Annotated in this window: 24 protein-coding genes; 12 read left to right on the forward strand and 12 right to left on the reverse strand. The window is 68.6% G+C overall.

What is annotated here, in order from left to right; translation table 11 throughout:
• Positions 1–696, reverse strand: coding sequence for a (2Fe-2S)-binding protein (locus tag WG903_RS13655; RefSeq protein WP_340076250.1), 696 nt, complete (start codon positions 694–696; stop codon positions 1–3).
• A 192-nt stretch (positions 697–888) separates the two neighbouring features.
• Between WG903_RS13655 and WG903_RS13660 the strand changes: the two genes are divergently transcribed.
• Positions 889–1,047: a DUF3309 family protein gene (locus WG903_RS13660; RefSeq protein WP_340076252.1), complete on the forward strand. Its 159-nt coding sequence runs from the start codon at positions 889–891 to the stop codon at positions 1,045–1,047.
• A gap of 4 nt (positions 1,048–1,051) precedes the next feature.
• Here the strand turns inward: WG903_RS13660 and hrpA are convergent, their stop codons facing one another.
• Both hrpA and WG903_RS13670 read right to left on the reverse strand, forming a co-directional pair.
• On the reverse strand, positions 1,052–4,885 hold the full coding sequence (gene hrpA, locus WG903_RS13665; RefSeq protein ID WP_340076254.1) for an ATP-dependent RNA helicase HrpA: 3,834 nt from the start codon (positions 4,883–4,885) through the stop codon (positions 1,052–1,054).
• Positions 4,886–4,914: 29 nt separating this feature from the next.
• Positions 4,915–6,123 carry a diguanylate cyclase domain-containing protein gene (locus tag WG903_RS13670; protein ID WP_340076257.1) on the reverse strand — a complete coding sequence of 403 codons (1,209 nt, stop codon included), beginning with the start codon at positions 6,121–6,123 and terminating at the stop codon, positions 4,915–4,917.
• 74 nt (positions 6,124–6,197) lie between these two features.
• On the opposite strand from WG903_RS13670, the gene argA reads away from it, so the two are divergent.
• The 5 genes from argA (at position 6,198) to WG903_RS13695 (ending at position 10,759) form a co-directional block, all read left to right on the forward strand.
• On the forward strand, positions 6,198–7,547 hold the full coding sequence (gene argA, locus WG903_RS13675) for an amino-acid N-acetyltransferase (RefSeq protein WP_340076260.1): 1,350 nt from the start codon (positions 6,198–6,200) through the stop codon (positions 7,545–7,547).
• 1 nt (position 7,548) lies between these two features.
• Positions 7,549–7,965, forward strand: a complete 417-nt coding sequence (locus WG903_RS13680; RefSeq protein ID WP_340076262.1) for a VOC family protein — start codon at positions 7,549–7,551, stop codon at positions 7,963–7,965.
• 82 nt (positions 7,966–8,047) lie between these two features.
• Positions 8,048–8,728, forward strand: coding sequence for a dienelactone hydrolase family protein (locus tag WG903_RS13685; RefSeq protein WP_340076264.1), 681 nt, complete (start codon positions 8,048–8,050; stop codon positions 8,726–8,728).
• Complete coding sequence (locus WG903_RS13690) at positions 8,725–9,393, forward strand: phosphoribosyltransferase (protein ID WP_340076266.1); 669 nt, start codon at positions 8,725–8,727, stop codon at positions 9,391–9,393. Before WG903_RS13685 ends, WG903_RS13690 begins: the two co-directional genes overlap by 4 nt.
• Positions 9,394–9,403: 10 nt before the next feature.
• Positions 9,404–10,759, forward strand: coding sequence for an erythromycin esterase family protein (locus tag WG903_RS13695; RefSeq protein ID WP_340076268.1), 1,356 nt, complete (start codon positions 9,404–9,406; stop codon positions 10,757–10,759).
• Here the strand turns inward: WG903_RS13695 and WG903_RS13700 are convergent.
• The 6 genes from WG903_RS13700 to WG903_RS13725 all read right to left on the reverse strand — a co-directional run bounded on the left by WG903_RS13700 (position 10,748) and on the right by WG903_RS13725 (position 16,032).
• The gene (locus WG903_RS13700) at positions 10,748–11,281 is read right to left on the reverse strand and encodes a disulfide bond formation protein B (RefSeq protein WP_340078245.1); all 534 of its coding nucleotides are present in this window, start codon (positions 11,279–11,281) and stop codon (positions 10,748–10,750) included. The two genes, WG903_RS13695 and WG903_RS13700, sit on opposite strands and share 12 nt — an antisense overlap.
• Positions 11,282–11,283: 2 nt before the next feature.
• The gene (locus WG903_RS13705; protein WP_340076270.1) at positions 11,284–12,378 is read right to left on the reverse strand and encodes a sulfate/molybdate ABC transporter ATP-binding protein; all 1,095 of its coding nucleotides are present in this window, start codon (positions 12,376–12,378) and stop codon (positions 11,284–11,286) included.
• Complete coding sequence (gene cysW, locus WG903_RS13710; protein WP_340076272.1) at positions 12,375–13,265, reverse strand: sulfate ABC transporter permease subunit CysW; 891 nt, start codon at positions 13,263–13,265, stop codon at positions 12,375–12,377. Before cysW ends, WG903_RS13705 begins: the two co-directional genes overlap by 4 nt.
• The gene (cysT, locus tag WG903_RS13715) at positions 13,265–14,143 is read right to left on the reverse strand and encodes a sulfate ABC transporter permease subunit CysT (RefSeq protein ID WP_340076274.1); all 879 of its coding nucleotides are present in this window, start codon (positions 14,141–14,143) and stop codon (positions 13,265–13,267) included. Before cysT ends, cysW begins: the two co-directional genes overlap by 1 nt.
• Before the next feature lie 3 nt (positions 14,144–14,146).
• A complete protein-coding gene (locus WG903_RS13720) occupies positions 14,147–15,145 on the reverse strand; it encodes a sulfate ABC transporter substrate-binding protein (protein ID WP_340076277.1) in 999 nt (332 codons plus the stop codon).
• A gap of 128 nt (positions 15,146–15,273) precedes the next feature.
• Positions 15,274–16,032 carry an IclR family transcriptional regulator domain-containing protein gene (locus tag WG903_RS13725; protein ID WP_340076279.1) on the reverse strand — a complete coding sequence of 253 codons (759 nt, stop codon included), beginning with the start codon at positions 16,030–16,032 and terminating at the stop codon, positions 15,274–15,276.
• 113 nt (positions 16,033–16,145) lie between these two features.
• Here WG903_RS13725 and pobA point away from each other — a divergent pair, with 113 nt between their 5' ends.
• On the forward strand, positions 16,146–17,321 hold the full coding sequence (gene pobA, locus WG903_RS13730; RefSeq protein WP_340076281.1) for a 4-hydroxybenzoate 3-monooxygenase: 1,176 nt from the start codon (positions 16,146–16,148) through the stop codon (positions 17,319–17,321).
• Positions 17,322–17,354: 33 nt separating this feature from the next.
• On the opposite strand, the gene WG903_RS13735 is transcribed toward pobA, so the two are convergent.
• Positions 17,355–18,707, reverse strand: a complete 1,353-nt coding sequence (locus tag WG903_RS13735; RefSeq protein WP_340076283.1) for a DUF3943 domain-containing protein — start codon at positions 18,705–18,707, stop codon at positions 17,355–17,357.
• A gap of 53 nt (positions 18,708–18,760) precedes the next feature.
• Entirely contained in the window at positions 18,761–19,735 is a 975-nt protein-coding gene (locus WG903_RS13740; protein ID WP_340076285.1) for a tripartite tricarboxylate transporter substrate-binding protein, read from the reverse strand.
• A gap of 95 nt (positions 19,736–19,830) precedes the next feature.
• On the opposite strand from WG903_RS13740, the gene WG903_RS13745 reads away from it, so the two are divergent.
• Together WG903_RS13745 and WG903_RS13750 are read left to right on the forward strand one after the other, a co-directional pair.
• Positions 19,831–20,721 carry a CoA transferase gene (locus WG903_RS13745; protein WP_340076287.1) on the forward strand — a complete coding sequence of 297 codons (891 nt, stop codon included), beginning with the start codon at positions 19,831–19,833 and terminating at the stop codon, positions 20,719–20,721.
• Positions 20,722–20,875: 154 nt separating this feature from the next.
• Complete coding sequence (locus WG903_RS13750) at positions 20,876–21,508, forward strand: response regulator transcription factor (RefSeq protein ID WP_340078246.1); 633 nt, start codon at positions 20,876–20,878, stop codon at positions 21,506–21,508.
• Positions 21,509–21,523: 15 nt separating this feature from the next.
• Here the strand turns inward: WG903_RS13750 and WG903_RS13755 are convergent, their stop codons facing one another.
• The gene (locus WG903_RS13755; protein WP_340076289.1) at positions 21,524–21,808 is read right to left on the reverse strand and encodes a hypothetical protein; all 285 of its coding nucleotides are present in this window, start codon (positions 21,806–21,808) and stop codon (positions 21,524–21,526) included.
• A 183-nt stretch (positions 21,809–21,991) separates the two neighbouring features.
• Here WG903_RS13755 and ku point away from each other — a divergent pair, with 183 nt between their 5' ends.
• From ku to WG903_RS13770, 3 genes are all read left to right on the forward strand, one after another.
• Positions 21,992–22,966: a non-homologous end joining protein Ku gene (gene ku, locus WG903_RS13760; protein WP_340076291.1), complete on the forward strand. Its 975-nt coding sequence runs from the start codon at positions 21,992–21,994 to the stop codon at positions 22,964–22,966.
• Complete coding sequence (locus WG903_RS13765; RefSeq protein ID WP_340076293.1) at positions 22,966–23,310, forward strand: BON domain-containing protein; 345 nt, start codon at positions 22,966–22,968, stop codon at positions 23,308–23,310. The genes ku and WG903_RS13765 overlap by 1 nt, the downstream gene beginning before the upstream one ends.
• A gap of 151 nt (positions 23,311–23,461) precedes the next feature.
• Positions 23,462–23,647: a CsbD family protein gene (locus WG903_RS13770; RefSeq protein ID WP_340076295.1), complete on the forward strand. Its 186-nt coding sequence runs from the start codon at positions 23,462–23,464 to the stop codon at positions 23,645–23,647.
• The last annotated feature ends 36 nt before the right edge of the window (positions 23,648–23,683 follow it).

A 23,683-nucleotide genomic window follows, 5' to 3' on the forward strand; every position in this document is an offset into this window, starting at 1 on the left:
TCAGCACTGGATCGAGTTGCGGCAGAAGCGGCTCAACTCCGTCACCGTCGCCTGCGTCACTCGCTCGTGGGCCTTCGGCCCCACGTCGAGGCTCAGTTTGGCTTCGTACTTGCGGAAGAACTCGTCGAAGACCTCGTTGCCCAGCGTGCCGTGGGCCGTGAGCGTGTCGTGCTTCGCGTCGTACGCGAGCAGCACCGTGGCCAGCGGCTGCGGGGCCGGGCCCGAGAGCACCTGCGCGCCACGCGCGGGGTCGTACTGGCTGTGTTCGGCGCAGCAGTGGATCAATTCGTCCTGCACGCCCTTCTGCGCGCGCGTCTTGCGGAAGCTGATGAAGCTCACGTCCTTGGTCGGGTAGACCAACTTGTGCGCGCAGATGGCCGAGTAGGCCACGATGCTCTTCCGCGCTCCGACGCCCCCGGGCCATTGGTAGGCGCCGCGATCCTTGGTGCTCACGACGTGCGGCGCCACCGCCTTGCCCAGGTCGATGAGGAACACGGGCGTGGCGACGAAGGGATAGTGGAAGACGTAGTTGGTCAGCGGCGTGAGCTTCGAGGCCTTGATCGGCTGCCCGTGCTCGTCCACGAGCACGGCGCGCTGGTACTCGCGCGGGTGGGCATCGCCCGCGATGCCACCGAGGGGAAACGACAGGCACGCGGCCCCCGCGGTACAAGACTCGATGAAACTGCGTCGGTCCATGCTGCAGTAGAGCATGGCGCTTCGGCAACGCCCCATACGGCCTTGTACCGAAGAACAAAGTAGCGGGGTGCAAACGTAAGCTATCCCACACGCGGGTAGGAGCCACCTGACCGCGAACTCAGGTGCGCACTGTCGTGCCACACGCGCCGGCGGTGGGAGCATGGGCCGATACCGAACACAAGGGAGAACCTCATGTCCATGTCGCTGCTGCTCCTGATCGTCCTGATCCTGCTGCTGGTCGGCGCGCTGCCCACGTGGCCGCACAGCCGCGGCTGGGGCTATGCGCCGTCGGGCGGCCTCGGTCTCGTGCTGCTGATCGTGCTGATCCTGATGCTGATGGGCAGGCTCTAAGCCGTCAGTTCGTCAGCTGGCCCCAGACCTTCTGGAGCCGCTTCACGCTCACGGGCTGCGGGGTGCGCAGCTCCTGGGCGAAGAAACTCACCCGCAGCTCCTCCAGGAGCCAGCGGAATTCCTCCATGCGCGCGTCCATCGCGCCCTTGCGGTCGGCCACCAGGCGCCAGAACCGCTGCTCCTGGGCCTTCACTTCCGCCATCCGTGACGCGTCGCGCGCGGGGTCGCCGCGCAGCTTGTCCAGGCGCATCGTGATCGCCTTCAGGTAGCGCGCGAAGTGCTGCAGCTGCGCCCAGGGCGTGGCCGCGAGGAAACGCCTGGGCACGAGGCGCTGCAGTTGCTGCGTCGCATCGGCCGTGGCCTCGGGCTGCCCCTTCGTATCCTTGATCTTGCGCAGCGCGGTCTGGTACTCGACGAGGATCGCGAACGCCAGGCGGGCCACTTCGCTTGCGATCAGGTTCAGGCGCGTGCGGCCTTCTTCCAGGCGGCGCTTGAACTGGGCCTCGTTCGCCGGCAGCGGGTCCATCAGGAAGGCCCGGTCCAGCGCGACTTCGATGACCTGGTCGCGCAGCTCCTCCTGCGTGCCCAGCGGCATGAAGGCCACGGCCATGCGCTGCAGGTCGGGGATGTTCTTCTCCAGGTACTTGAGCGCGTCCTTCAACTGCAGCGCGAACAGGCGCCGCAGGCCGGCGCGATGTTTCGCGGCGGCGACCTCGGGTTCGTCGAAGACTTCGAGGGTGACCGCGTCCTTGCGGTCGATGAGCGCCGGGAAGCCCACCAGGCTGGTGCCGCCCTTGCGGATCTCCATCAGCTCGGGCAGCTCGCCGAAGGTCCACGCGGTGTAGCTCTGGTCGGCCGCCTGTTCGCGCACTTCGCCCCTGGGCACCGCGACGACCGCCTTGTCCGCAGGGCCTTCGCCGCCTTCCGCCTTCGTCGTCACCGCCAGCCCCGCCAGCGCCTGGAACGCGCCGCGTGCCTTGGCGCCGAGTTCGGCCTTCAGCGCACCGAGGTTGCGGCCCATCCCCAGCTGCCGGCCATGCTCGTCGACGATGCGGAAGTTCATGAACAGGTGCGCGGGCACCATGTCCAGCTTGAAGTCGGCGCGCTTGACGTCCAGGCTGGTCTCGCTGCGCACGATCTTCAGCATCGCGTCGGTCAGCGAGCCGCTCGCGAAGCGTTCGGGCTGCGCGAGCTCACCGGCGATGCGCGCCGCCGATTCGGGCAGCGGCACGAAACGCGAGCGCGGTTTCTGCGGCAGGCTTTTCAGCAGCGCCTGCACCTTGTCCTTCAGCATGCCCGGCACGAGCCACTCGGCGCGCTCCTCGCTCACCTGGTTCAGGACGAACAGCAGCACGGTCACCGTCAGGCCGTCGCGCGGATCGCCGGGCTCATGCAGGTAGGTTGCCGCGCAATCCACGCCGCCCATCCGCACGATCTTCGGGAAGGCGTCGGTCGTGATCCCGGCCGCCTCGTGCCGCATCAGCTCGTCGCGCGAGAGCTTCAGCAGGCCCGGGTTGCCCCGGCTCGCGTCGCGGTACCAGCGCTCGAAGCTCGCGGCGCCGAAGACGTCGCGCGGGATGAACTTGTCGTAGAAGGCGTAGATCAGTTCCTCGTCGACCAGCACGTCCTGCCGGCGCGACTTGTGCTCGATCTCCTCCACCTGGCGCACCAGCTTCTGGTTGGCAGCCAGGAAAGGCAGCTTCGTTTCCCACTGGCCCGCCACCAGCGCCTCGCGGATGAAGATGTCGCGCGCGCCGTGCATGTCCACCCGGGCGAACGGCACGCGCCGGCCGCTGTAGATCACCAGGCCATACAACGTGGCGCGCTCGGCGGCCATCACCTCGCCCGCCTTCTTCTCCCAGTGCGGGTCCAGCAGCTGCTTCTTGAGCAGGTGCCCCGCCACCTGTTCGACCCAGATGGGGTCGATGTTGGCGATGCCACGGCCGAACAGGCGCGTCGTCTCCACGAGTTCGGCGCAGACGATCCAGCGCCCCGGGCGCTTCTTCAAGTGCGCGCCGGGGTGCGGGAAGAACTTGATGCCGCGCGCGCCGAGGTACTCCCCGCCGCCGGGCCGTGCAGCGCCGTCGTCCTCGACCTTGATGCCGATGTTGCCCAGCAGGCCCGCGAGCATGGCCTTGTGCAGGTCGTCGTAGCTCGCCGGCGCGGTGTTGATGCGCCACTTGTGCTCGGCCACCACCGTGTGCAGCTGCGAATGGATGTCGCGCCACTCGCGCACGCGCCGCACGTTGACGAAGTTCTGGCGCAGCAGCTGCTCGTACTGCCGGTTCGACAGCCGGTGATCCTTGCCATGGCCGCCGCGCGCTTCGTCGAGCCATTGCCACAGCTTGAGGTAGCCCGAGAACTCGCTCTTCTCGTCGTCGAACTTGGCGTGCTGCTGGTCGGCCTGCGCCTGCAGCTCCAGCGGGCGGTCGCGCACGTCCTGCACCGACAGGGCCGAGGCGATCACCAGCACTTCGTCGAGCGCGCCGCGTTCGCGGGCCTCGACGATCATGCGGGCCACGCGAGGGTCGAGCGGCAGGCGTGCCAGCTCGGCGCCCATGGGCGTGAGTTCGTTCGCATCGTCCACCGCGCCCAGCTCGTTGAGCAGCTGGTAGCCGTCCGCGATGGCCCGGCTGGAGGGCCGCTCGATGAAGGGGAAGTCCTCGACCGAGCCCAGGTGCAGCGACTTCATGCGCAGGATCACGCCCGCCAGCGACGAGCGCAGGATCTCGGGGTCGGTGAAGCGCGGCCGGCCGGTGAAGTCCTTCTCGTCGTACAGGCGGATGCAGGTGCCGTTGGCCACGCGGCCGCAGCGGCCCGCTCGCTGGTTGGCCGCCGCCTGGCTGATGGGCTCCACCAGCAGCTGCTCCACCTTGCTGCGGAAGCTGTACCGCTTGACGCGCGCCGTGCCGGCATCGACCACGAAGCGAATGCCCGGGACCGTGAGCGACGTTTCGGCGACGTTGGTGGCCAGCACGATCCGCCGCGCGTGGTGCGCCTCGAACACGCGGTCCTGCTCCTGCTGCGACAGGCGCGCGAAGAGCGGGATCACCTCCGCGCCGCGCGTCAGCGGGCTGTGCGACAGGTGCTTGCGCAGGTGATCGGCGGCCTCGCGGATTTCGCGCTCGCCCGGCAGGAACACCAGGATGTCGCCGCCCTCGCGGCCGGTCCACAGCTCGTCGACGGCGTCGGCGATGGCGTCCTCGAGGCCGTAATCGCGCGATTCCTCGAAGGGCTTCCAGCGCACCTCCACCGGGAAGGTGCGGCCCGACACGTAGATGACGGGCGCCGGCCCCTTCGCCGACGCGAAGTGCTCCGCGAAGCGCTCGGCATCGATCGTGGCCGAGGTGACGATGACCTTCAGCTCGGGCCGCCGCGCGAGGATCTCGCGCAGGTAGCCCAGGAGGAAGTCGATGTTGAGGCTGCGTTCGTGGGCCTCGTCGATGATGATCGTGTCGTAGGCCTTGAGCAGCGGGTCGGTCTGCGTTTCCGCCAGCAGGATGCCGTCGGTCATCAGCTTCACCGACGCGCCGCGCGAAAGGCGATCCTGGAAGCGCACCTTGTAGCCGACCACCTCGCCCAGCGGCGTCTGCAGTTCCTCGGCGATGCGCTTGGCCACGCTGGAGGCCGCGATGCGGCGCGGCTGCGTGTGGCCGATCAGCTTGCCCTTGGCGGCGCGGCCCATCGCCAGCGCGATCTTGGGCAGCTGCGTCGTCTTGCCCGAGCCCGTTTCGCCGCAGACGATGACCACCTGGTTGGCCTCGATCGCGGCGGCGATCTCGTCGCGCTTGCCGCTGACGGGCAGCTGGTCGGGAAAGGTGATGCGGAAATCGGGCAAGGCGGGGGCGTGGAAAGCCCTCGATTATCTCAAGCGGACGCCGCCAGGGGCGCCTCCGCCACATGGCCGCTGTCGTCTTCCCACGCGACCCGGCTGGGAAAACCCAGCGCGGCCCGCGACATCGCGCGTGCCCGCGCGATCGCGGCCGAGGGGCGCTCGTCCGCCGCGGCGACGACGATGCCCACGCCCACCTGGGCCACCCAGTTCGCCTGCCCGGCCTCCAGCTCGCCCGGGCTGGTGCTCAGCGCCACGGGCCGCGACAGGCGCCGCACGATCTCGTGGCCCAGCTCCGCCAGCATCGCCACGTCGTCGACGTCGCGCACCAGCACCAGGAAGCCGTCCTCGCCGAGCCGGCCCGCCTCCACGCCGCCCTGCAAGGCACGGCGCAAGCGCCCCGCCGAGACGAACAGGCCGTGGTTCACGGCGGCGCGGCCATGCAGCTTCTCGATCGCCAGCAGGTTGCCGATGGACACAGCGACGACGCCCGCCAGCTTGCCCTCGTGCATCTGCTCGAAGAACGCGATGCCCACCATCTGGCCGGTCTCCGAATGGGTGCGCATCCGGGTGATGGGGTCGTACGCCGCGCCGTGCAACATGACTTCGCGCAGCTCGATGAGGTACGAGAAGCGCTGCCACAGGACCACGGCGATCACCGACAGGTAGGCCATGCCGCCGACGGCGCTCAGCGCATGCACCGGCCACGGCGCATCGCCCTGCACCACGATCCAGGTCAACCCGGTCGCGGCGCCGACCACGGAGACGACCCCGGCGATGGCCAGGCCCGCGAGGCGGTCGCCGTGCCGCGCGCGGTCGATGCACAGCACGAGCCCAATGGCGCCGATGGTGAACCCTTCGAGGGTGCTCAGAGCGAAGGCCTGCCAGGCCGGCAGCAGCCAGCCGATGGCCGCCACGGACAAGGCCGAGCCGTACAGCACCGTGCGCCACCGGCGCGCCGCGGCGGGCTCGCGCATGTGCCCGATCATGGCCAGCACCAGGTGCCCGAGCAAGGCGGCGCACAGCGCGAACACGTTGGCGTCCAGGCGCACGCGCGCCGCTTCGCTTTCCAGGGGGACCAGCCCCAGGTAGCTCAGGGCGAACAGGCAGACGGTGACCGTCGCGGACGCCGCGATCCACGCGACACGCCGCAGCTCGGCGAGGTATGCCGTGAGGGCGCCGGCCAGCATGAGTGCGGCGGTGCCGAAGAACGCGCCCCAGAAGGCTGCCACCAGCAGTTGCATGCGATCACCATAACGGTGCGCCAGCAGCGGCGCAACGGGGGCTACGCGGGGCATGCCGTACACTTTCCCGCGACATGTCCGCGATCTTCAATTTCACCTTCGTGCCCTGGTTCCGCTCGGTCGCGCCGTACATCCACATGCACCGCGGCAGCACCTTCGTGGTGGCGATCGCGGGCGAGGCCATCGCGGCGGGCAAGCTGCAGAACATCGCGCAGGACCTCGCGCTGATCCAGAGCATGGGCGTGAAGGTTGTGCTGGTGCACGGCTTCCGCCCGCAGGTCAACGAGCAGCTCAAGGCCAAAGGCCATGCGGCGAAGTATTCGCACGGCATGCGGATCACCGACGAAGTCGCGCTCGATTCGGCGCAGGAAGCGGCCGGGCAATTGCGCTACGAGATCGAGGCCGCCTTCAGCATGGGCCTGCCCAACACGCCCATGGCCGGCTCGCGCGTGCGCGTGATCTCGGGCAACTTCATCACGGCGCGGCCGGTGGGCATCGTCGACGGCGTGGACTTCCAGCACTCGGGCCTGGTGCGCAAGGTGGACGTGGGCGGCATCACGCGCTCGCTGGACCACGGCGCGATGGTGCTGATCTCGCCCTTCGGCTTCTCGCTGACCGGCGAGGCCTTCAACCTGACGATGGAAGAGGTCGCCACCAGCGTGGCCATCGCATTGCAGGCCGACAAGCTGGTGTTCCTCACGGAGATCCCCGGCATCCGCGTCAAGCCGCTGGAGCCCGAGTCCGAGGACAACCCCATCGACACCGAGCTGCCGCTGGCCGCGGCGGAACAGCTGCTGGCGTCACTGCCCAGCCCGCAGCAGCCCAGCGACACCGCCTTCTACCTGCAGCACTGCGTGAAGGCCTGCAAGTCCGGCGTGGATCGCAGCCACATCATCCCCTTCGCGGTGGACGGCTCCATCCTGCTCGAGGTGTACGTGCACGACGGCATCGGCACGATGGTGGTGGACGAGAAGCTGGAAGAGCTGCGCGAGGCCACGGCCGACGACGTGGGCGGGATTCTGCAGCTGATCGAACCCTTCGAGAAGGACGGCACGCTGGTCAAGCGCGACCGCACGGAGATCGAGCGCGACATCGCCAACTACACGATCATCGAGCACGACGGCGTGATCTTCGCGTGCGCTGCGCTCTATCCGTATCCCGAGGCGAAGACCGGCGAGATGGCGGCGCTGACCGTGTCGCCGCAAAGCCAGGGCCAGGGCGACGGCGAGAAGGTGCTCAAGCGCATCGAGCAGCGCGCCCGCTCCATGGGCCTGGACAGCATCTTCGTGCTCACCACGCGCACCATGCACTGGTTCCTCAAGCGCGGCTTCGTGCAGGTGGACGCCGACTGGCTGCCCGAGGCGCGCAAGCGCAAGTACAACTGGGACCGGCGCAGCATGGTGTTCGTCAAGAAGCTGTCCTGACATGGCGGCGCCGTTCGCGCTCCACGGCCTGGACCACATCGTCCTGCGCGTGAAGGACCTTCAGCCCATGCTGCGCTTCTACGTGGACGTACTCGGCTGCACCGAAGAGCGCATGCGCGATGACATCGGCCTGTACCAGGTGCGCGCAGGCTCCTCGCTGATCGACCTGGTGCCGGTGGACGGCAAGCTCGGCCGTGCCGGCGGCGCGGCTCCGGGCGCGGAGGGCCGCAACCTCGACCATTTCTGCCTGCGCATCGAGCCCTATGACGAGCAGGCCATCCGTGCCCATTTGCGCGCCTGCGGCGCCGAGGCCGGCGAGGCCGGTTCGCGCTTCGGCGCCGAAGGCGAAGGCCCTTCCATCTACCTGCGCGACCCCGAAGGCAACACCATCGAGCTGAAAGGCCCGCCCCGGGGTTGAATTCCGCCCCGGCGCCTCCTACAACGGAAGGCGCAGCGTCCGACAGACGGGCGTGGCGACCCCACCTTAAGTTGGAGACTCGATGGCCCAGCCCGCCGCTTCCCGCGAAGTCCGCATCCCCGCCGGCCCTGCCTGGCTGTACGGGGATTTCGTCGCGCCCGCCGACGCGGCGGGCATCGTGCTGTTCGCGCACGGCAGCGGCAGCGGCCGGCACAGCTCGCGCAACCGCCAAGTGGCGCGCCGTCTGCAGGACGCGGGCATCGCCACCCTGCTCTTCGACCTGCTCACCGCCGACGAGGAGCAGCACGACCTGCACACGCGCGAGCACCGCTTCGACATCCCCCTGCTCACCGGCCGCATGCAGGAGGCGACGGCCTGGGTGAGTTCCCTGCCGGAGGCGAAGGCACTGCCCATTGGCTACTTCGGCGCCAGCACCGGCAGCGCCGCGGCGCTGATCGCGGCCGCGCGTCTGGGCAACCGGATCGCCGCCGTGGTCTCGCGAGGCGGCCGGCCCGACCTCGCGGGGCCCGCCTGCCTCACAGCCGTGACGGCGCCGACGCTGCTCATCGTCGGCGGCGCCGACCACGGTGTCATCGGGCTCAACCAGGAAGCCTACGAACGCCTGCAGTGCCGCAAGGAACTGCAGGTCGTTCCCGGCGCCACGCACCTGTTCGAGGAACACGGGGCGCTGGACCGCGTGTCGGAAGCCGCATCGCAATGGTTCTCGAAGCATTTCGCGCGCTTGCACGAGGCCGCTTCATGAGCGCCCCGCGCCTGCCTTTCGCCGACCGGCGCGAGGCCGGCCGCGTCCTGGCGGAGCGCCTCGCGCACCTGCAAGGGCACGAAGACCTGTTGGTGCTGGCCCTGCCGCGCGGCGGCGTCGCCGTCGGCTACGAAGTGGCGCGCGCGCTGCACGCCGAACTCGACGTGTTCATCGTCCGCAAGCTCGGACACCCGGGCCACGAGGAATACGCGATGGGTGCCATCGCCAGCGGCGGCGTGCAGGTGATGAACGCGGATGCGGGATTCGGCGTGAGCCCGCGCGAGGTGCAGGAAGTGGTGGCGCGCGAGCGCGCGGAGCTCGTGCGCCGCGAGAGCCTTTACCGCGGCTTGCGCCCGCCGGTCGCCATCGAAGGGCGTACGGTGGTCGTGGTCGATGACGGTCTGGCCACCGGCGCCACCATGCGCGCGGCGGTCGCGGCCATCCGCAAACTGAATCCGCACTGGCTCGTCGCCGCCGTTCCGGTCGGCGCGAGCGAAACCTGCGAGCGGCTTGCGCGCGAGGCCGACGAGGTCGTCTGCGCCGCGATGCCCGCGCCCTTCCGCGCCGTGGGCCTGTGGTACCGCGATTTCCCGCAGTCCACCGACGAGGAGGTCAAACGCCTCCTCGCCCAGGCCGAGCGCGAACACGCGCAGCCCGCGCACTGAGCGGCCCACCATGGCGATCTGGCAGTCCCCGTCCACCGACACCGAACGCGTGGCCGGGGACCTGCGGCGGCACCTCCACCCACTGCCCGGCGACGCACACGACCACGATGCGCTGCTTCAGCTCGTGGGCAGGTCGCGCTTTGCCCTGCTGGGCGAAGCGTCGCACGGCACCCGGGAGTTCTACCGCGAGCGCATCCGCATCACGCAGCGCCTGATCGAGGAGAAGGCGTTCACGGCGGTGGCCGTCGAAGCCGACTGGCCCGATGCCTGGCGCGTGAACCGCTACGTGCGCGGGGTCTCCGACGACCGCGGCGCGGAAGCCGCACTGCGCGGCTTCCAGCGCTTCCCGTCGTGGATGTGGCGCAACACCGAGGTGCGCGACTTCGTGGAGTGGCTGCGCGAATGGAACGCGAAGCGGCCGCAGCAGCAGCGCGTGGGTTTCTACGGCCTGGACCTGTACAGCCTGTTCACGTCGATGCAGGAGGTGCTGAAGTACCTGGACGCGCACGACGCCGAGGAGGCGCGCCGTGCCCGCGCGCGCTACGCGTGCTTCGACCACGCCAGGGGCGACAGCCAGGCCTACGGCTACGCGGCCTCGTACGGCGCGGCGCCGTCCTGCGAGGACGAAGTGGTGCAGCAGTTGCGCGAGATGAACCGGCGAGCCGCGCAAGTTTCGCCAGCCAGCGGCCTGGAGCGCGACGAGCTGTTCTACGCGCAGCAGAACGCGCGCCTGGTGCACAACGCCGAGGAGTACTACCGCACCATGTTCCGCGGCCGCGTGTCGTCGTGGAATCTGCGGGACAGCCACATGGCCGAGACGCTGCAGGCGCTGGACCGGCATCTCGCCGCGACGAACGGCGCGCCGCCGCGCATCGCCGTGTGGGCGCACAACTCGCACCTGGGCGACGCCAGCGCCACCGAGATGGGCGACATGGGCGAGTGGAACCTGGGCCAGCTCTCGCGCGACCGCTACGGCGCGGACGCGGTGCTCGTCGGCTTCTCCACGCACCGCGGCTGGGTGACGGCGGCCGACGACTGGGACGAGCCCGCGCAGCGCAAGCGCGTGCGCGACGGCCTGGACGGCAGCTGGGAAGACCTGTTCCACCGCGCCGGCGCCGAGCGCGCCGTGCTGATCCTGCGCGGCAATGAAGCGGTGCGCGGCCTGGCGATGCAGCGGCGCCTGCAGCGCGCCATCGGCGTCATCTACCGGCCCGAGACCGAGCGCATGAGCCACTACTTCGAAACGACGCTCTTCGAGCAGTTCGACGCGATGGTCCACATCGACGAGACGAATGCCCTGCAGCCGCTGGATAGCGGCGAGCAGCATTCACGGGAAGCGCCGGAGACCTACCCGTCAGGCGTATGAAGCCCGGGGCGTGCCGCCGCGGCGGCGCAATTGGCGCGCAACGAGCACGAGCGCGACCAGCGCGATCGCGCAGAACCAAAGGAAGGACCAATTGGCGATCGACAGGCCGAGGAAGGTCCAGTCGACCTTGGTGCAGTCGCCGCTGCCGCGGAAGATCATGGGGATCGCGCGCTTGAGCGGGAAGGTCTCGATCATCCCGTAGAAGTCGCGGCCGCACGAGGCGATCTCGGGCGGGTACCACTGCAGCCAGCTCTGGCGCGCGGCGACGAAAGCGCCGAAGCCGCTGGAAGCCGCCACCAGCAGGCCGCCCGCAACCCATGCACCGCGCGACTTGATCGCGGCAGTGACGCCGGCCACGAGCGCCACGATCACCATCGCGTAGCGCTGCACGATGCACATCGGGCAAGGCTCCAGCCCCACCACGTGCTGCAGGTAGAGGCCGAAGGCCAGCAATCCCACGCACACGAACGCGATGGCCGCGAGCACGCGGCGCGGCGCGTTGTCCAGCCAGTCGAAAACGATGTTCAAGCCTGTCCTTCCACGAAAACGCGTGCCCGCTTGGGCGTCACCACCAGCGTCTCCCCTTCCTTCAGGCCCATCTGGCGGTACTGCTCGGAGGGGATCTGCGCCTCGATGATGTTATCGCTTGTGCCGTCGCGCTCGTCCACGGGCACCAGCTCCAGCCGGGCGATGGGGCCGACGACGATGGCGCGGGTGAGGTTGACGACCACGCCACGCGGCTTTTCGCCTTCGCCGGGCGTGTAGCGCTGGACTTCCAGGTCGTGCGGGCGGACGTAGGCCGATGCCTTGGCGTTCTGGGCACCGGCGTGCTCGGGCGAATCGAAGTGCAGGCCCTGGAATTCCAGTTCGCCCTCGTGCGCGCGGCCATGGAACAGGTTCACGTCGCCCAGGAAACCGTAGACGAAGGGACTGGCCGGGTGGTCCCAGACCTCCTGCGGCGAGCCGCACTGCTCCACCTTGCCGGCGTTCATCAGCACCACGCGGTCGGCGACTTCCAGCGCCTCTTCCTGGTCGTGCGTCACGAAGATGCTGGTGACGTGCAGTTCGTCGTGCAGGCGGCGCAGCCAGCGGCGCAGTTCCTTGCGCACCTTCGCATCCAGCGCGCCGAAGGGCTCGTCGAGCAGCAGCACCTTGGGCTCGACGGCCAACGCACGGGCCAGTGCGATGCGCTGGCGCTGCCCGCCCGACAGCTGGTGCGGGAAGCGGTCGGCCAGCCAGTCGAGCTGGACCAGCTTGAGCAGGTCCATCACCTTCTGCTTGATCTGCGCTTCGCTGGGGCGCTGCTTGCGCGGCTTGACGCGCAGCCCGAAAGCCACGTTCTCGAAGACCGTCATGTGGCGGAACAGCGCGTAGTGCTGGAACACGAACCCCACCTGGCGCTCGCGCACGTGGACGTCCGTCGTGTCTTCGCCCGCGAAGAGGATCGAGCCCGTATCGGCCGTCTCCAGCCCCGCGATGATGCGCAGCAGCGTGGTCTTGCCGCAGCCCGAGGGCCCCAGCAGCGCGATCAGCTCGCCCGACTGGATGTCCAGCGACACGTCGCGCAGGGCGTGGAACTCGCCGAAGCGCTTGCTGACGTTGCGGATTTCGATGCTCATGGGGCTTCCTTTGCCATGACTGGCCGTTCCGGCGGAAGTTCCGCCGCGGCCTTCATTTCGCGTTCGTGCTGCCATTCGGCGACCGACTTGATCACCAGCGTGACCAGCGCCAGCAGCGCCAGCAGCGAGGCCACCGCGAAGGCGGCCACCGACTGGTACTCGTTGTAGAGGATTTCCACGTGCAGCGGCATGGTGTTGGTCTGCCCGCGGATGTGGCCGGAGACCACCGACACGGCGCCGAACTCGCCCATGGCCCGCGCGTTGCACAGGATCACGCCGTAGATCAGGCCCCACTTGATGTTGGGCAGGGTCACGAGCCGGAAGGTCTGCCAGCCGTTCGCGCCGAGCACGATGGCGGCCTGCTCCTCCTCGTTGCCCTGCGCCTGCATCAGCGGGATCAGTTCGCGGGCGATGAAGGGGAATGTGACGAACACGGTGGCCAGCACGATGCCGGGCACGGCGAAGATGATCTTGACGTTGTGTTCGGCCAGCCACGGGCCGAACCAGCCCTGCGCCCCGAAGACCAGCACGTAGATCAGCCCCGCGACCACCGGCGACACGGAGAACGGCAGGTCCACCAGCGTCGTCAGGAAGGCCTTGCCCTTGAATTCGTACTTGGCGATGCACCACGCCGCGGCAACGCCGAACACGAGGTTGAGCGGCACGGCGATGGCCGCCGTGATGAGCGTCAGGCGGATCGCCGACCAAGCATCGGGTTCCTTGAGGGCCTCGAGATAGGCGCCGAAGCCCTTGCGCAAGGCCTCGGTGGCCACGGCGGCCAGGGGCAGCACGAGGAACAGCACGACGAAGACCAGCGCCACGCCGATCAGCAGGCGGCGCACCCATGCGGGCTCGGTAGCGACGACGCGCTTCTGGGTGACGTCCATCAGATCGCCCCCGCGCGCTTGCGCTGCCACACCTGAAGCGCGTTGATGACCAGCAGCAGGACGAAGGACATCACGAGCATGACGACCGCCACGGCCGTCGCTCCCGCATAGTCGTACTGCTCCAGCTTGCCGATGATGATCAGCGGCGTGATCTCCGAGACCATGGGCATGTTGCCGGCGATGAAGATCACCGAACCGTACTCGCCGATGGCGCGGGCGAAGGCCATGGCGAAGCCCGTGAGCAGCGCCGGCGCGATCGAGGGGAAGATTACCTTGTAGAAGGTCTGCCAGCGCGTCGCGCCCAGCGACATCGCGGCCTCCTCCAGCTCCTTTTCCGTGTCCTCCAGCACCGGTTGCACCGTGCGGACGACGAAAGGCAGGCCGATGAAGATCAGCGCGATGACCACGCCGTTGGGGTTGAACGCGAGCTTGATGCCCATCGGCTCGAGGTACTGGCCGATCCAGCCGTTGCCGGCGAGCAGCGCCGTGAGCGAGATGCCCGCCACCGCCGTCGGCAGCGCGAACGGCAGGTCGACGAGGGCATCGACGATGCGCTTGCCGTAGAAGTCGTAGCGCACCAGCACCCACGCCAGCAGCAGCCCGAAGAAGACGTTGACGACCGCGGCGATGAACGACGCGCCGAACGTGAGCTTGTACGAAGCGACCACGCGCGGCGAGCTCACCGCGTCCCAGAACTGCGCCCCCGAAAGCGCGAAGGTCTTGAAGACCAGCGCCGACAGCGGGATGAGCACGATGAGGCCCAGGTACATCAGCGTGTACCCGAGCGTCAGGTTGAAGCCGGGCAGCACCTTCTTGCTGCCGCCGCGCGAGGGCGCGGTGCTCACCGGCAGCGGCACCGCGATCGATCCGCCCGACATGGGCTACTTGACCGTGTAGATCTTGTCGAACTGCCCGCCGTCGTTGAAGTGCACCTTCTGCGCTTCGGAGAGCGAGCCGTACAGCTCCTGCACGGTGAACAGCTTGACCGGCTTGAACTTGTCCGAATGCTTCTTCAGGATGGCCTCGCTGCGCGGACGGATGTAGCGCTTGGCCGCGATCTCCTGCCCCTCGGGCGTGTACAGGAAGTCGAGGTAGGCCTTGGCGAGTTCCGCCGTGCCCTTCTTGGCCACCGTGCGCTCGACGATGGCGACCGGGTTCTCGGCCACGATGCTGACCGAGGGGTACACCACGTCGACCTTGTTCGCGCCGAATTCCTGGTTGACCGACTCGACCTCGGACTCGAACGTGACCAGGACGTCGCCGATGTTCCGCTGCAGGAAGGCGGTGGTCGCGTCACGGCCGCCGCGCGCCAGCACGGGGACGTTCTTGTACAGCTTGCCGACGAATTCGGCGGCCTGCGCATCGCTGCCGCCCTTCTTCTTGATGTAGCCCCAGGCCGCGAGGTAGGCGTAGCGGCCGTTGCCGCCGGTCTTGGGGTTGACCACCACGACCTGCACACCGGGCTTGATCAGGTCATCCCAGTCCTTCACGCCCTTCGGGTTGCCGTTGCGCACCAGGAACAGCATGGTGGACGTGGTGGGCGCGGCGTTGTCGGGGAAGCGCTTGGCCCAGTCCTTGGCGACGACGCCCTTCTCGGCGAGGAACTCGACGTCGGTCGTCGTGTTCATGGTGACGACGTCGGCCTCGAGGCCGTCGGCCACCGCGCGCGCCTGCGCGCTGGAGCCGGCGTGCGACTGCTCGATCTTCACGTCCTTGCCCGTCTTGGCCTTGTACCAGGGCACGAAGGCGGCGTTGATGTCCTTGTAGAACTCGCGCGCCACGTCGTAGGAGACGTTGAGCAGCGTCTGCTGCTGCGCGGACGCGAGGGAGGTGGCGGCCAGGAACAGGCCCGCGAGAAAGGTCTTGGTGTGCAATTTCATGTGGAGGTCCTCGTGCCGTCACGCGTGGCGCGCGGCTTGCTTATTGTGAGGAAACCGCCATTGTCGGGCTGGCGGCGGGGAATCCCAACGATACCCTCGTTGTTTGCAAATTCGGGTGGCGCATATGGCTACAGGAGCGGGCGCAGCTCGCGAGCCGCTTCGAGCAGCAAAGGAAGCAGTTTGGCTTCCATTTCCTTCGCATCCGAGCGCGCCGGGGGAATCACCACATTGAGTGCCGCCACCGTCGAGCCCTGCATGTTCCGCAGCGGCACGGCCAGCGCCTGCACGCCCAGCTCGTGCTCCTCGGCCGCGAAGGCCCAGTCCTGCTGGCGCGCCTGGTCGATCAGCGCGCGGAAGCGCTTGGGGTCCACCACCGTGTGCGAGGTGAGCCGGGGCAGTTCGCGGCCCTTCATCCAGGCGTTGAAGTCGGTGCGCGTCTTCGCGGCCAGCAGCACGCGGCCCGTCGAGGTGGCGTGCGCCGGCAGGCGCGCACCCAGGTGCAGGCCGTACGCGAGCATGCGCGTGACGCCGCTGCGCGCCACGATCACCACCCAGTCACCGTCCAGCACGACGGCGGAGAACGACTCGCCCGTCTGCGCCGCCAGCCGGTTCAAGGTGGGTTGGACCATGCGCGGCAGCCGCGCGGATGCGAGGTAGCTGCCCGAAAAACGCAGCACCTTGGGCGCCAGCCAGAAGTGGCTGCCGTCGGTTTCCAGGTAGCCCAGGTGCGCGAGCGTGAGCAGGTGGCGGCGCGCCGCCGCGCGCGTGATGCCGGCGCGCTGCGCCGCCAGCGACGCGTTGAGCCTCTGCCTTTCGGTGTCGAAGCTCTCCAGCACGGCCAGCCCCTTGGCCATGCCCTCGATGAAGTCCGGCTTCGCGATCGCCATGGGCATCCCTTGCGCGATGATCGCGCAGCGTGCGCAATGATCGCACAAAGCCCGCTGGCCGGCGCCCGGCGCCGCCCTCGCCGCTCCTAAGCTGCCAGGCAAGGAGACAAGCCATGCGCACCCAGGTCGCCATCGTCGGCGCCGGCCCCTCGGGGCTCCTGCTCGGCCAGCTGCTGCACAGGGCCGGCATAGACAACGTCATCGTCGAGCGCCAGGGCGCGGACTATGTGCTCGGCCGCATCCGCGCGGGCATCCTCGAGCAGGTCACCGTGAACCTTATGGACGAGGCCGGCGTCGGCGCGCGGCTGCACCGCGAAGGCGTCGTCCACCACGCCATCGACCTCGCCTTCGACGGCCGGCGCCACCCCATCGACGTGCACGGCCTCACCGGCGGCAAGGTCGTCACCGCCTACGGCCAGACCGAGCTCACGCACGACCTGATGGACGCGCGCCGCGACGAGAACCTGCCGACGGTCTACGAAGCGCAGGACGTCGCCGTCTCCGGCTTCGACGGCACGCGACCGCAGGTGCAGTACCGCAAGGACGGGCAGCTGCACACGATCGATTGCGACTTCATCGCGGGCTGCGACGGCTTCCATGGCGTGTGCCGCGCCAGCGTGCCGCGCGACGCGATCCGCGAGTACGAGAAGGTCTACCCCTTCGGCTGGCTGGGCCTGCTGGCCGACGTGCCGCCCGTGTCGCCGCACGCCATCGTGTACGCCAACAGCGAGCGCGGGTTCGCGCTGTGCTCCATGCGCAGCCTGGTGCGCAGCCGCTACTACGTGCAGGTGCCGCTCGCGGACAAGGTGGAGGACTGGGGCGACGACCGCTTCTGGGATGAGCTGCGCCGGCGCATCGACCCCGAGCTCGCCGAACGTGTCGTGACCGGGCCCTCGATCGAGAAGAGCATCGCGCCGCTGCGCAGCTTCGTCGCCGAGCCGCTGCGCTTCGGGCGCCTGTTCCTCGCGGGTGACGCGGGCCACATCGTGCCGCCGACCGGCGCCAAGGGACTGAACCTCGCGGCCTCCGACGTGAAGTACCTGTCCACCGCCCTCATCGAGCACTACCGCGAGCGCAGCGACACGGGCATCGACCACTACTCCGACCGCGCGCTGCGCCGCATCTGGAAGGCCGAGCGCTTCTCGTGGTGGCTCACCTCGCTGCTGCACCGTTTCCCGGAGCAGTCGGTGTTCGACCAGCGCATCCAGGAGGCCGAGCTGGACTACGTCGTGCACTCGCGCGCGGCGTCCACCGCGCTGGCCGAGAACTACGTGGGCCTGCCGCTCTAGGTCATCCCGGCGCAGGCCGGGACCCAGTGCCTTTCACCAGTCGACGCGGCCGAAGCCGTCGTGCCCGAGCAGCGTGTAGAAGATGCCCACCGTGCCGCGCGTCTGCGAGCGGTCGCCCAGGTCGGGGTATTCGGCGTTGCGGTGGTTCCAGAGGTACTTGAGCGTCACGCCGTGCTGGCCGCGCAGGCGCCAGGTGTACGCGACGTCGGCGCGCACGATGTTGTCGCGCCCGCCGCGGGCCAGGCCGCCCACCTTGCTCACGAAGTAGTCGCGCAGCGTCACGTCGAAGGCGTGCCGGTCCCCGACGATGACGTGCGTGGACACCAGCACCTGCGGCGCCACGCCGTAGTGGTAGTCGCGGTCGGCCGCCACGCCGCGCAAGGTGCTCACCGCCGCATAGCCCAGCCCGCCCATCAGGGTGCCCTGCACGGCGACGTTCTCGCTGGCGCGCCACTGGCCGGTCGTGCCCAGCGACAGGGCCGTACTCGAGATGCGGAAGGTCTGTGGCGAGATGTAGTCGTAGCTGCCGTACAGGCCCCACACGCCGCGGTAGTTCGCGCCGCCCTTGTAGTCGCGGCCCCACAGCAGGCCGCGCGTGAGCACGTTCTCGAACCCGTTCGCGCTGGACATCGTGGCGCGGAAGACGAAGTGGTCGAAGGGCCGCCGGTACACGTAGCCGTCCTTGCCGGGCATGCCGAAGTCCAGCGAGTAGTCCACTTGCAGCTCGTTCTTCGTCGAGCCGGACGACGCGCCTTGTGCGTCCTGCGCGGTGCCCATGAAGCCCACCTGCAATTGGCTGTAGTACGCCGCGTCGTTGCTCGCCAAGAAGCCGTTCTTCTGGATGCCCAGCACGCGGCGGTTGAAGGCCAGCGAAGGCGAAATGCCGGCGGCCACCGTCTCGCGCCAGAACGGCGACAAGCCCCCGCCCTTCTCCAGCAGCAGGTTGGCCATGCGAAAGAGCGCCTCGCCCAGGAAGGTGCCGCCGATGCCGGTGGAGACCTGGTCGTTGCGCGACGGCGGCGTGCGTTCGCCGGCGATCTCCCACGCGGCGCTGCCGGCGAAGGTGAAGGCCGCCGAGCGCCAGTAGTCGAAGCCCGCGGAGCGCGCGAAGCCGTGGTACATCGAGCCCTGGTAGGGATGCCCGAGCTGGTTGACGTTGAAAGGGTCGCCGTCGATCACCCAGGGGCCGCGCAGGTTGCGGCGGATCGAATCCATCGTCACCGCGTAGTCTTCGCGCCCGCTGCCGCAGCAGCGGTTCACTCGGTTGACGAGGATGTCGAAGCCAAGGATTTCCAATGCGGGGACCACGGGGTCCACCACTGCTTCTTCCGCAAAGGCCAGCGATGCGCACAGCGCCAGCGCGGCAGGAACGAAGGCTCTCTTCATCCCGCGCGATTCTGCTGAGCCGCGCGTGGCTCAGCTGTAGGACGAGCGCTTTTTCAGTCCGCGAACGTGCCGGTGGACCTGATGATCGGCCCCCACTTGTCGATCTCGGACTTCAGCCACGCCTGCAGCGATTCGGGCGAGAGCCTGTCGTCGCCGACGATCTCGGCGCCGAGCTCGGTCATCTTGCGCACGACGTCCGGGTCCTTCAGCGCCGCGCGCACGGCCTGGTTCATCCGGTCGATGGCGGCCTTGGGCGTGCCCTTCGGCGCATAGATCCCGTGCCACACGACGACCTCGAAACCCTTGAGGCCCTGCTCGTCGAGCGTGGGCGCATCGGGCAGCGCCTTGATCCGTTGCTTCGTCGTCACGCCGTAGAACTTCACGTTGCCCGCCTTGATCTGCGGGATGGTCTGCGTGGTCTGGTCACAGAGGATGTCGACCTGGCCACCCAGCAGCGCGTTCATCGCCGGCGCCGTTCCCTGGAACGGCACGGCGGTGAATTTCACGCCCAGCGCCGTCTCGAACATCAGGCCGCACAGCTGCGACACCGCGCCCAGGCCTGCATTGGCCAGGTTGATCTTCGACTGGTTCGCCTTGAGGTAGGCCGCGAACTCCGCGTAGTTGTTCGCCGGGAAGTCCTTGCGCGCCAGCATCGTCATCGGCACTTCCACCGCCTGGCTCACGAACTCGAAGTCGGTGAGCGGGTTGTAGGCGAGCTTGCGGTACAGCGCGGTGGACGTCGCCATGCCGTTGTGGTGGATGAAGAAGGTATAGCCGTCGGGTGCGGACCGCGCGACGTACGCCGCAGCCACGGTGCCACCCGCGCCCAGCTTGTTCTCGATGACCACCGTCTGCCCCAGCGTCTTCGTCATCGACACGCCCAGCGTACGCGCGACGACGTCGGTCGGCCCGCCCGCGGCGAACGGCACGACGAGCGTGACGGGCTTGGTGGGCCAGGCTTGCGCGAAGGCGGAAGCCGCGAAGAAAACGCCCGCGGCGGCGGTGGCGATGCGACGGATGCCCAACATGGTCGTCTCCTGCTTTTAATGGGCGCAGGGTAGCCCCCGCGCGCGCCGCGCCCATCGGGGAGTTCCCGGTGCAACGGGAGTGCTAGTCTTTGGGCATGAGTCCCACCCCGGCCCTGCACGGCATCCGCATCCTCAGCCTCGCATTGAACCTTCCGGGCCCCGCGGCCCTGATGCGCTGCCGCGCGATGGGCGCCACGTGCGTGAAGTTCGAGCCGCCTTCGGGCGACCCGATGAACCTGTACAACCCCGGCACGTACCGCCAACTGCACGAAGGCGTGCAGGTGCGGCAAGCGGACCTGAAAACCACCGAGGGCCTGGCGGCACTGCACAAGGAACTGGAGAAGACCGACGTGCTGCTCACGTCCTTCCGGCCGTCGGCGCTCGCGAAGTTCGGGCTGGCGTGGAAGGAGCTGCATGCGCGCCACCCGATGCTGTGCCAGGTGGCGATCGTCGGCGGGCCCGGCGCGCAGGCCGAGGTGCCGGGCCACGACCTCACGTACCTGTCGGAGCATGGCCTCGTGCCCGGCCTCGAATTGCCCGCCACGCTGTTCGCCGACATGGGCGGCTCGCTCATGGCGAGCGAGGCGGTGCTGAAAGCGGCCTTGCACCTGAACGCGCGCTACCAGGGCGCCGGCGAAACACCGCGCGGCATCTACCTGGAGGTGGCCCTTGCCGACGCGGCGGCCTACCTTGGCTTGCCGCGCCACTGGGGCCTGACGCAGCCCACCGGCGCCGTCGGCGGCGCGCACGCGGGCTATCGCGTCTACCCGTGCAGCGACGGGCGCGTCGCCGTCGCCGCGCTGGAGCCGCATTTCGCGGCCGCGCTGTGCGCGCAAGCCGGTGTGGAAGGCGCATCGCGCGACCTCATGTTCCAGCGCGCGACCCACGACGCGATCGCCGCATTCTTCGCGGCACGCAGTTGCGCCCAGCTGGATCGCATCGCGACGAAGCACGACATCCCGCTGCACACCATGCCCGCCGCCTGAGGCAGGGGCCATGGTTGGCCCCAACGGGCCATTCCTTGTAGGACAAAACCGGAATTTCGGCCCAAACGGCCCCAATCGGCCCTGCGCCGCGTTTGTAACGAGCACACTTCGGGCTGCTGAGGTTCACTCACTTGCCCACACCATGAACGATTCCATTGTCAAGGTAGCCATCGTCGACGACCACGCCATCGTGCGCGCCGGCCTCAAACAGTTCCTCTCGGAAATGGTCGATCTTCGCGTCGTCGGCGAAGCCGCGAGCGGACGCGAAGCGATCGACCTGGTGCGCAACACCGAGATCGACGTCCTGATCATGGACCTGTCCATGCCGGGGCAAAGCGGGATCGACGCGCTCGCGATGATCCGCGCGAAAGCGCCCGACATCGGCATCCTGATCCTCTCCGGCTACCCGGAAGAGCAGTACGCCGTGAACCTGATCCGCCAGGGCGCGAGCGGCTACCTCAACAAGGAATGCGAGCCGATGGAGATCGTCAACGCGATCCGGACCATCGCGCTGGGCCGCCGCTACATCAGCCCATCCGTCGCGGAACTGATCGCGCAGCAGCTCAACCGCAAGGAAGGCGCCGCGGCGCACGAGCTGCTGTCCGAGCGCGAGTTCCAGGTGTTCCTGAAGCTCGCCAAGGGCGAGACGGCCGGCGAGATCGCGCAGGCGCTGTCGCTGTCGGTCAAGACCGTGAGCACGTACCGCACGCGCCTGATGGAAAAGATGGGGCTGCAGTCCAACAGCGACCTCACCTACTACGCGCTCAAGAACAAGCTGATCGACTGAGCGTAGCGCTGTCGATCATCCCGGCGCAGGCCGGGATCCAGCATCTTCGTTGTCCGTCTTTTTCAGCAGCCGCTCGGCCAGGCTCATCAGGAGCAGCTGGTCGCGGTGATCGATCGTGAACGAGTTCGCCTTCGTCAGCTTGACACCCCCTTCCAGCAGGATGTGCGTCGTCGCGCGCAGGCGGTGCGTCTTCGACAGCTGGCGGGAGGCGTCCTTCAGCGCCTGCAGGATGAAGTCGCGCGCCTGCACCGGGAGCATCACGTAGCTCTCGGCCTCGGGTGTCATGGGACGACGATCCATGCGCTCAGTCTTCGCCCGGCCCGGTGTCGATGCTGTCGGCCAAAGGCGACGATCCTCCTCAGCCCCGTCCGGCCAAGCGCCCCAGCCGATGAGGTGGCGCGGCGCGCCGTGCATCGCGTCCGCACAGCCGCTAGCAGCGCAGTCCTACAGGTGGCGGCCGTGCGGCGGGCAACGATGGGCGCCATGGCACCTTCGAGCACACGCACCCTGTGGAAAGGCGCGATCAGCTTCGGGCTGGTCCACATTCCCGTCTCCCTGCATTCGGCCACGGCCGAGCACCGAATGAAGTTCAAGCTCCTGGACAAGGACACCATGAACCCGGTGGGCAACCGGCAGGTGAACAAGTCCAGCGGCGAAGCGATGGCCAAGGACGACATCGTCAAGGGCTTCGAGTACGAGAAGGACCAGTACGTCACCGTCTCGCCCGACGAGATCAAGGCGGCTTTGCCGAAGTCCACGCAGACGATCGACATCGAGGCCTTCGTCGACGGCTCGCAGATCTCCACCGTCTACTACAACAAGCCCTACTACGTCGCGCCGGCCGCCAAGGGCCAGAAGCCGTACAAGCTGCTGCTCGAGACGATGAAGCGCACCGGAAAGGTGGGCATCGCGCGCGTCGTGATTTCCACGCGCCAGCATTTGGCGGCGCTCATCCCCGCAGGCGACGGCCTCGTGCTGGAGCTGCTGCGCTGGCATGACGAGGTGCGCGACACCGCGGGCCTGTCGATGCCCGACAAGGACACCAAGATCACCGACAAGGAAATCCGCATGGCGCAGCAGCTCGTTGGCGAGCTGGAGGGCGACTTCGAGCCGCAGGCCTTCCACGACGACTTCCGCGAGAAACTGCAGCAACTGGTGGACGCGAAGGTGAAGGCCGGCCAGGGCGAACACATCGTCAAGCCGCTGGAGGGCGAGGAAATCCAAGGCAGCGCCGACATCGTCGACCTGACCGAGTTGCTGCGGCGCAGCCTGCGCAAGGGCGGCGGCGCGGCGAACGACGAGCCCGAGGAGGCGCCCGCGCGCAAGACGGCATCGCGGCGCAAGGCCGCCAACGACGAGGAAGCGCAGCCGCGCAAGGCCGCGGCCCGCAAGGGCGGCGCGCGCGCGGCGACCAGCACCGCGGTCAAGTCCCGCAGCACGCGCAAGAAGGCAGCCTGATGTTCGCGAGATCTTCGTCCCCCCTGCCTTTCGCCGCGACGGCGTTGTCGTTCGCGCTCGGCGCGGCGCTCGTGTGGTCGGTCGACGCCGCCGTGCGGCGCGCGCGTGCACGCACCGGCCCCATCAGCGACGACATCGTGCTCGAGCGTGTGCGCGAACGCGTCGCGACGATCGTGTCCCGTCCCGAGGCCGTGGAAGTGAGCGTCGAGAACGGCGTCGTGCGGCTGGCGGGCCAGGTGCCTCCCGAAGAACGCGACCAGCTGCTCTCGCAGCTGCTGTGGCTGCCGGGCGTCATTCGCCTGCGCAACGCGCTGGGCACCGACCAGGAATTGCGGCCGCGGTAGCGACTCGACGTCGCGCCCGGCTCAGTCACGGCGGCGCGGCTCGGCAAGCGGCGCGTAGGCCGTGCCGCACGGCGGGCGCCGAGGTGCTCTTGCACCGCCCCCGCCTGCGCGGCCATACGCTGGATCCATCACACCACCGAAAGGAGTTCGAATGAACGAGCAACAAGTCAAGGGCAAGCTGAAGGAAGCCGCCGGCGAAGTGCAGGAGCACGTGGGCCGCGTGACCGGCAATGAAAGCCAGGAAGCCAAGGGCCACGCCCGCGAGCTGGAAGGCAAGCTGCAGAAGAAGGGTGGCGACCTGAAGGAAGCCGCCGAAGACGTCGTGAAGAAGCCGTAAGGCATTGCACGACAAGTGAAGGGCCGCTCGCGCGGC

The organism is Ramlibacter sp. PS4R-6 (genome assembly GCF_037572775.1).
GTDB lineage: Bacteria > Pseudomonadota > Gammaproteobacteria > Burkholderiales > Burkholderiaceae_C > Ramlibacter.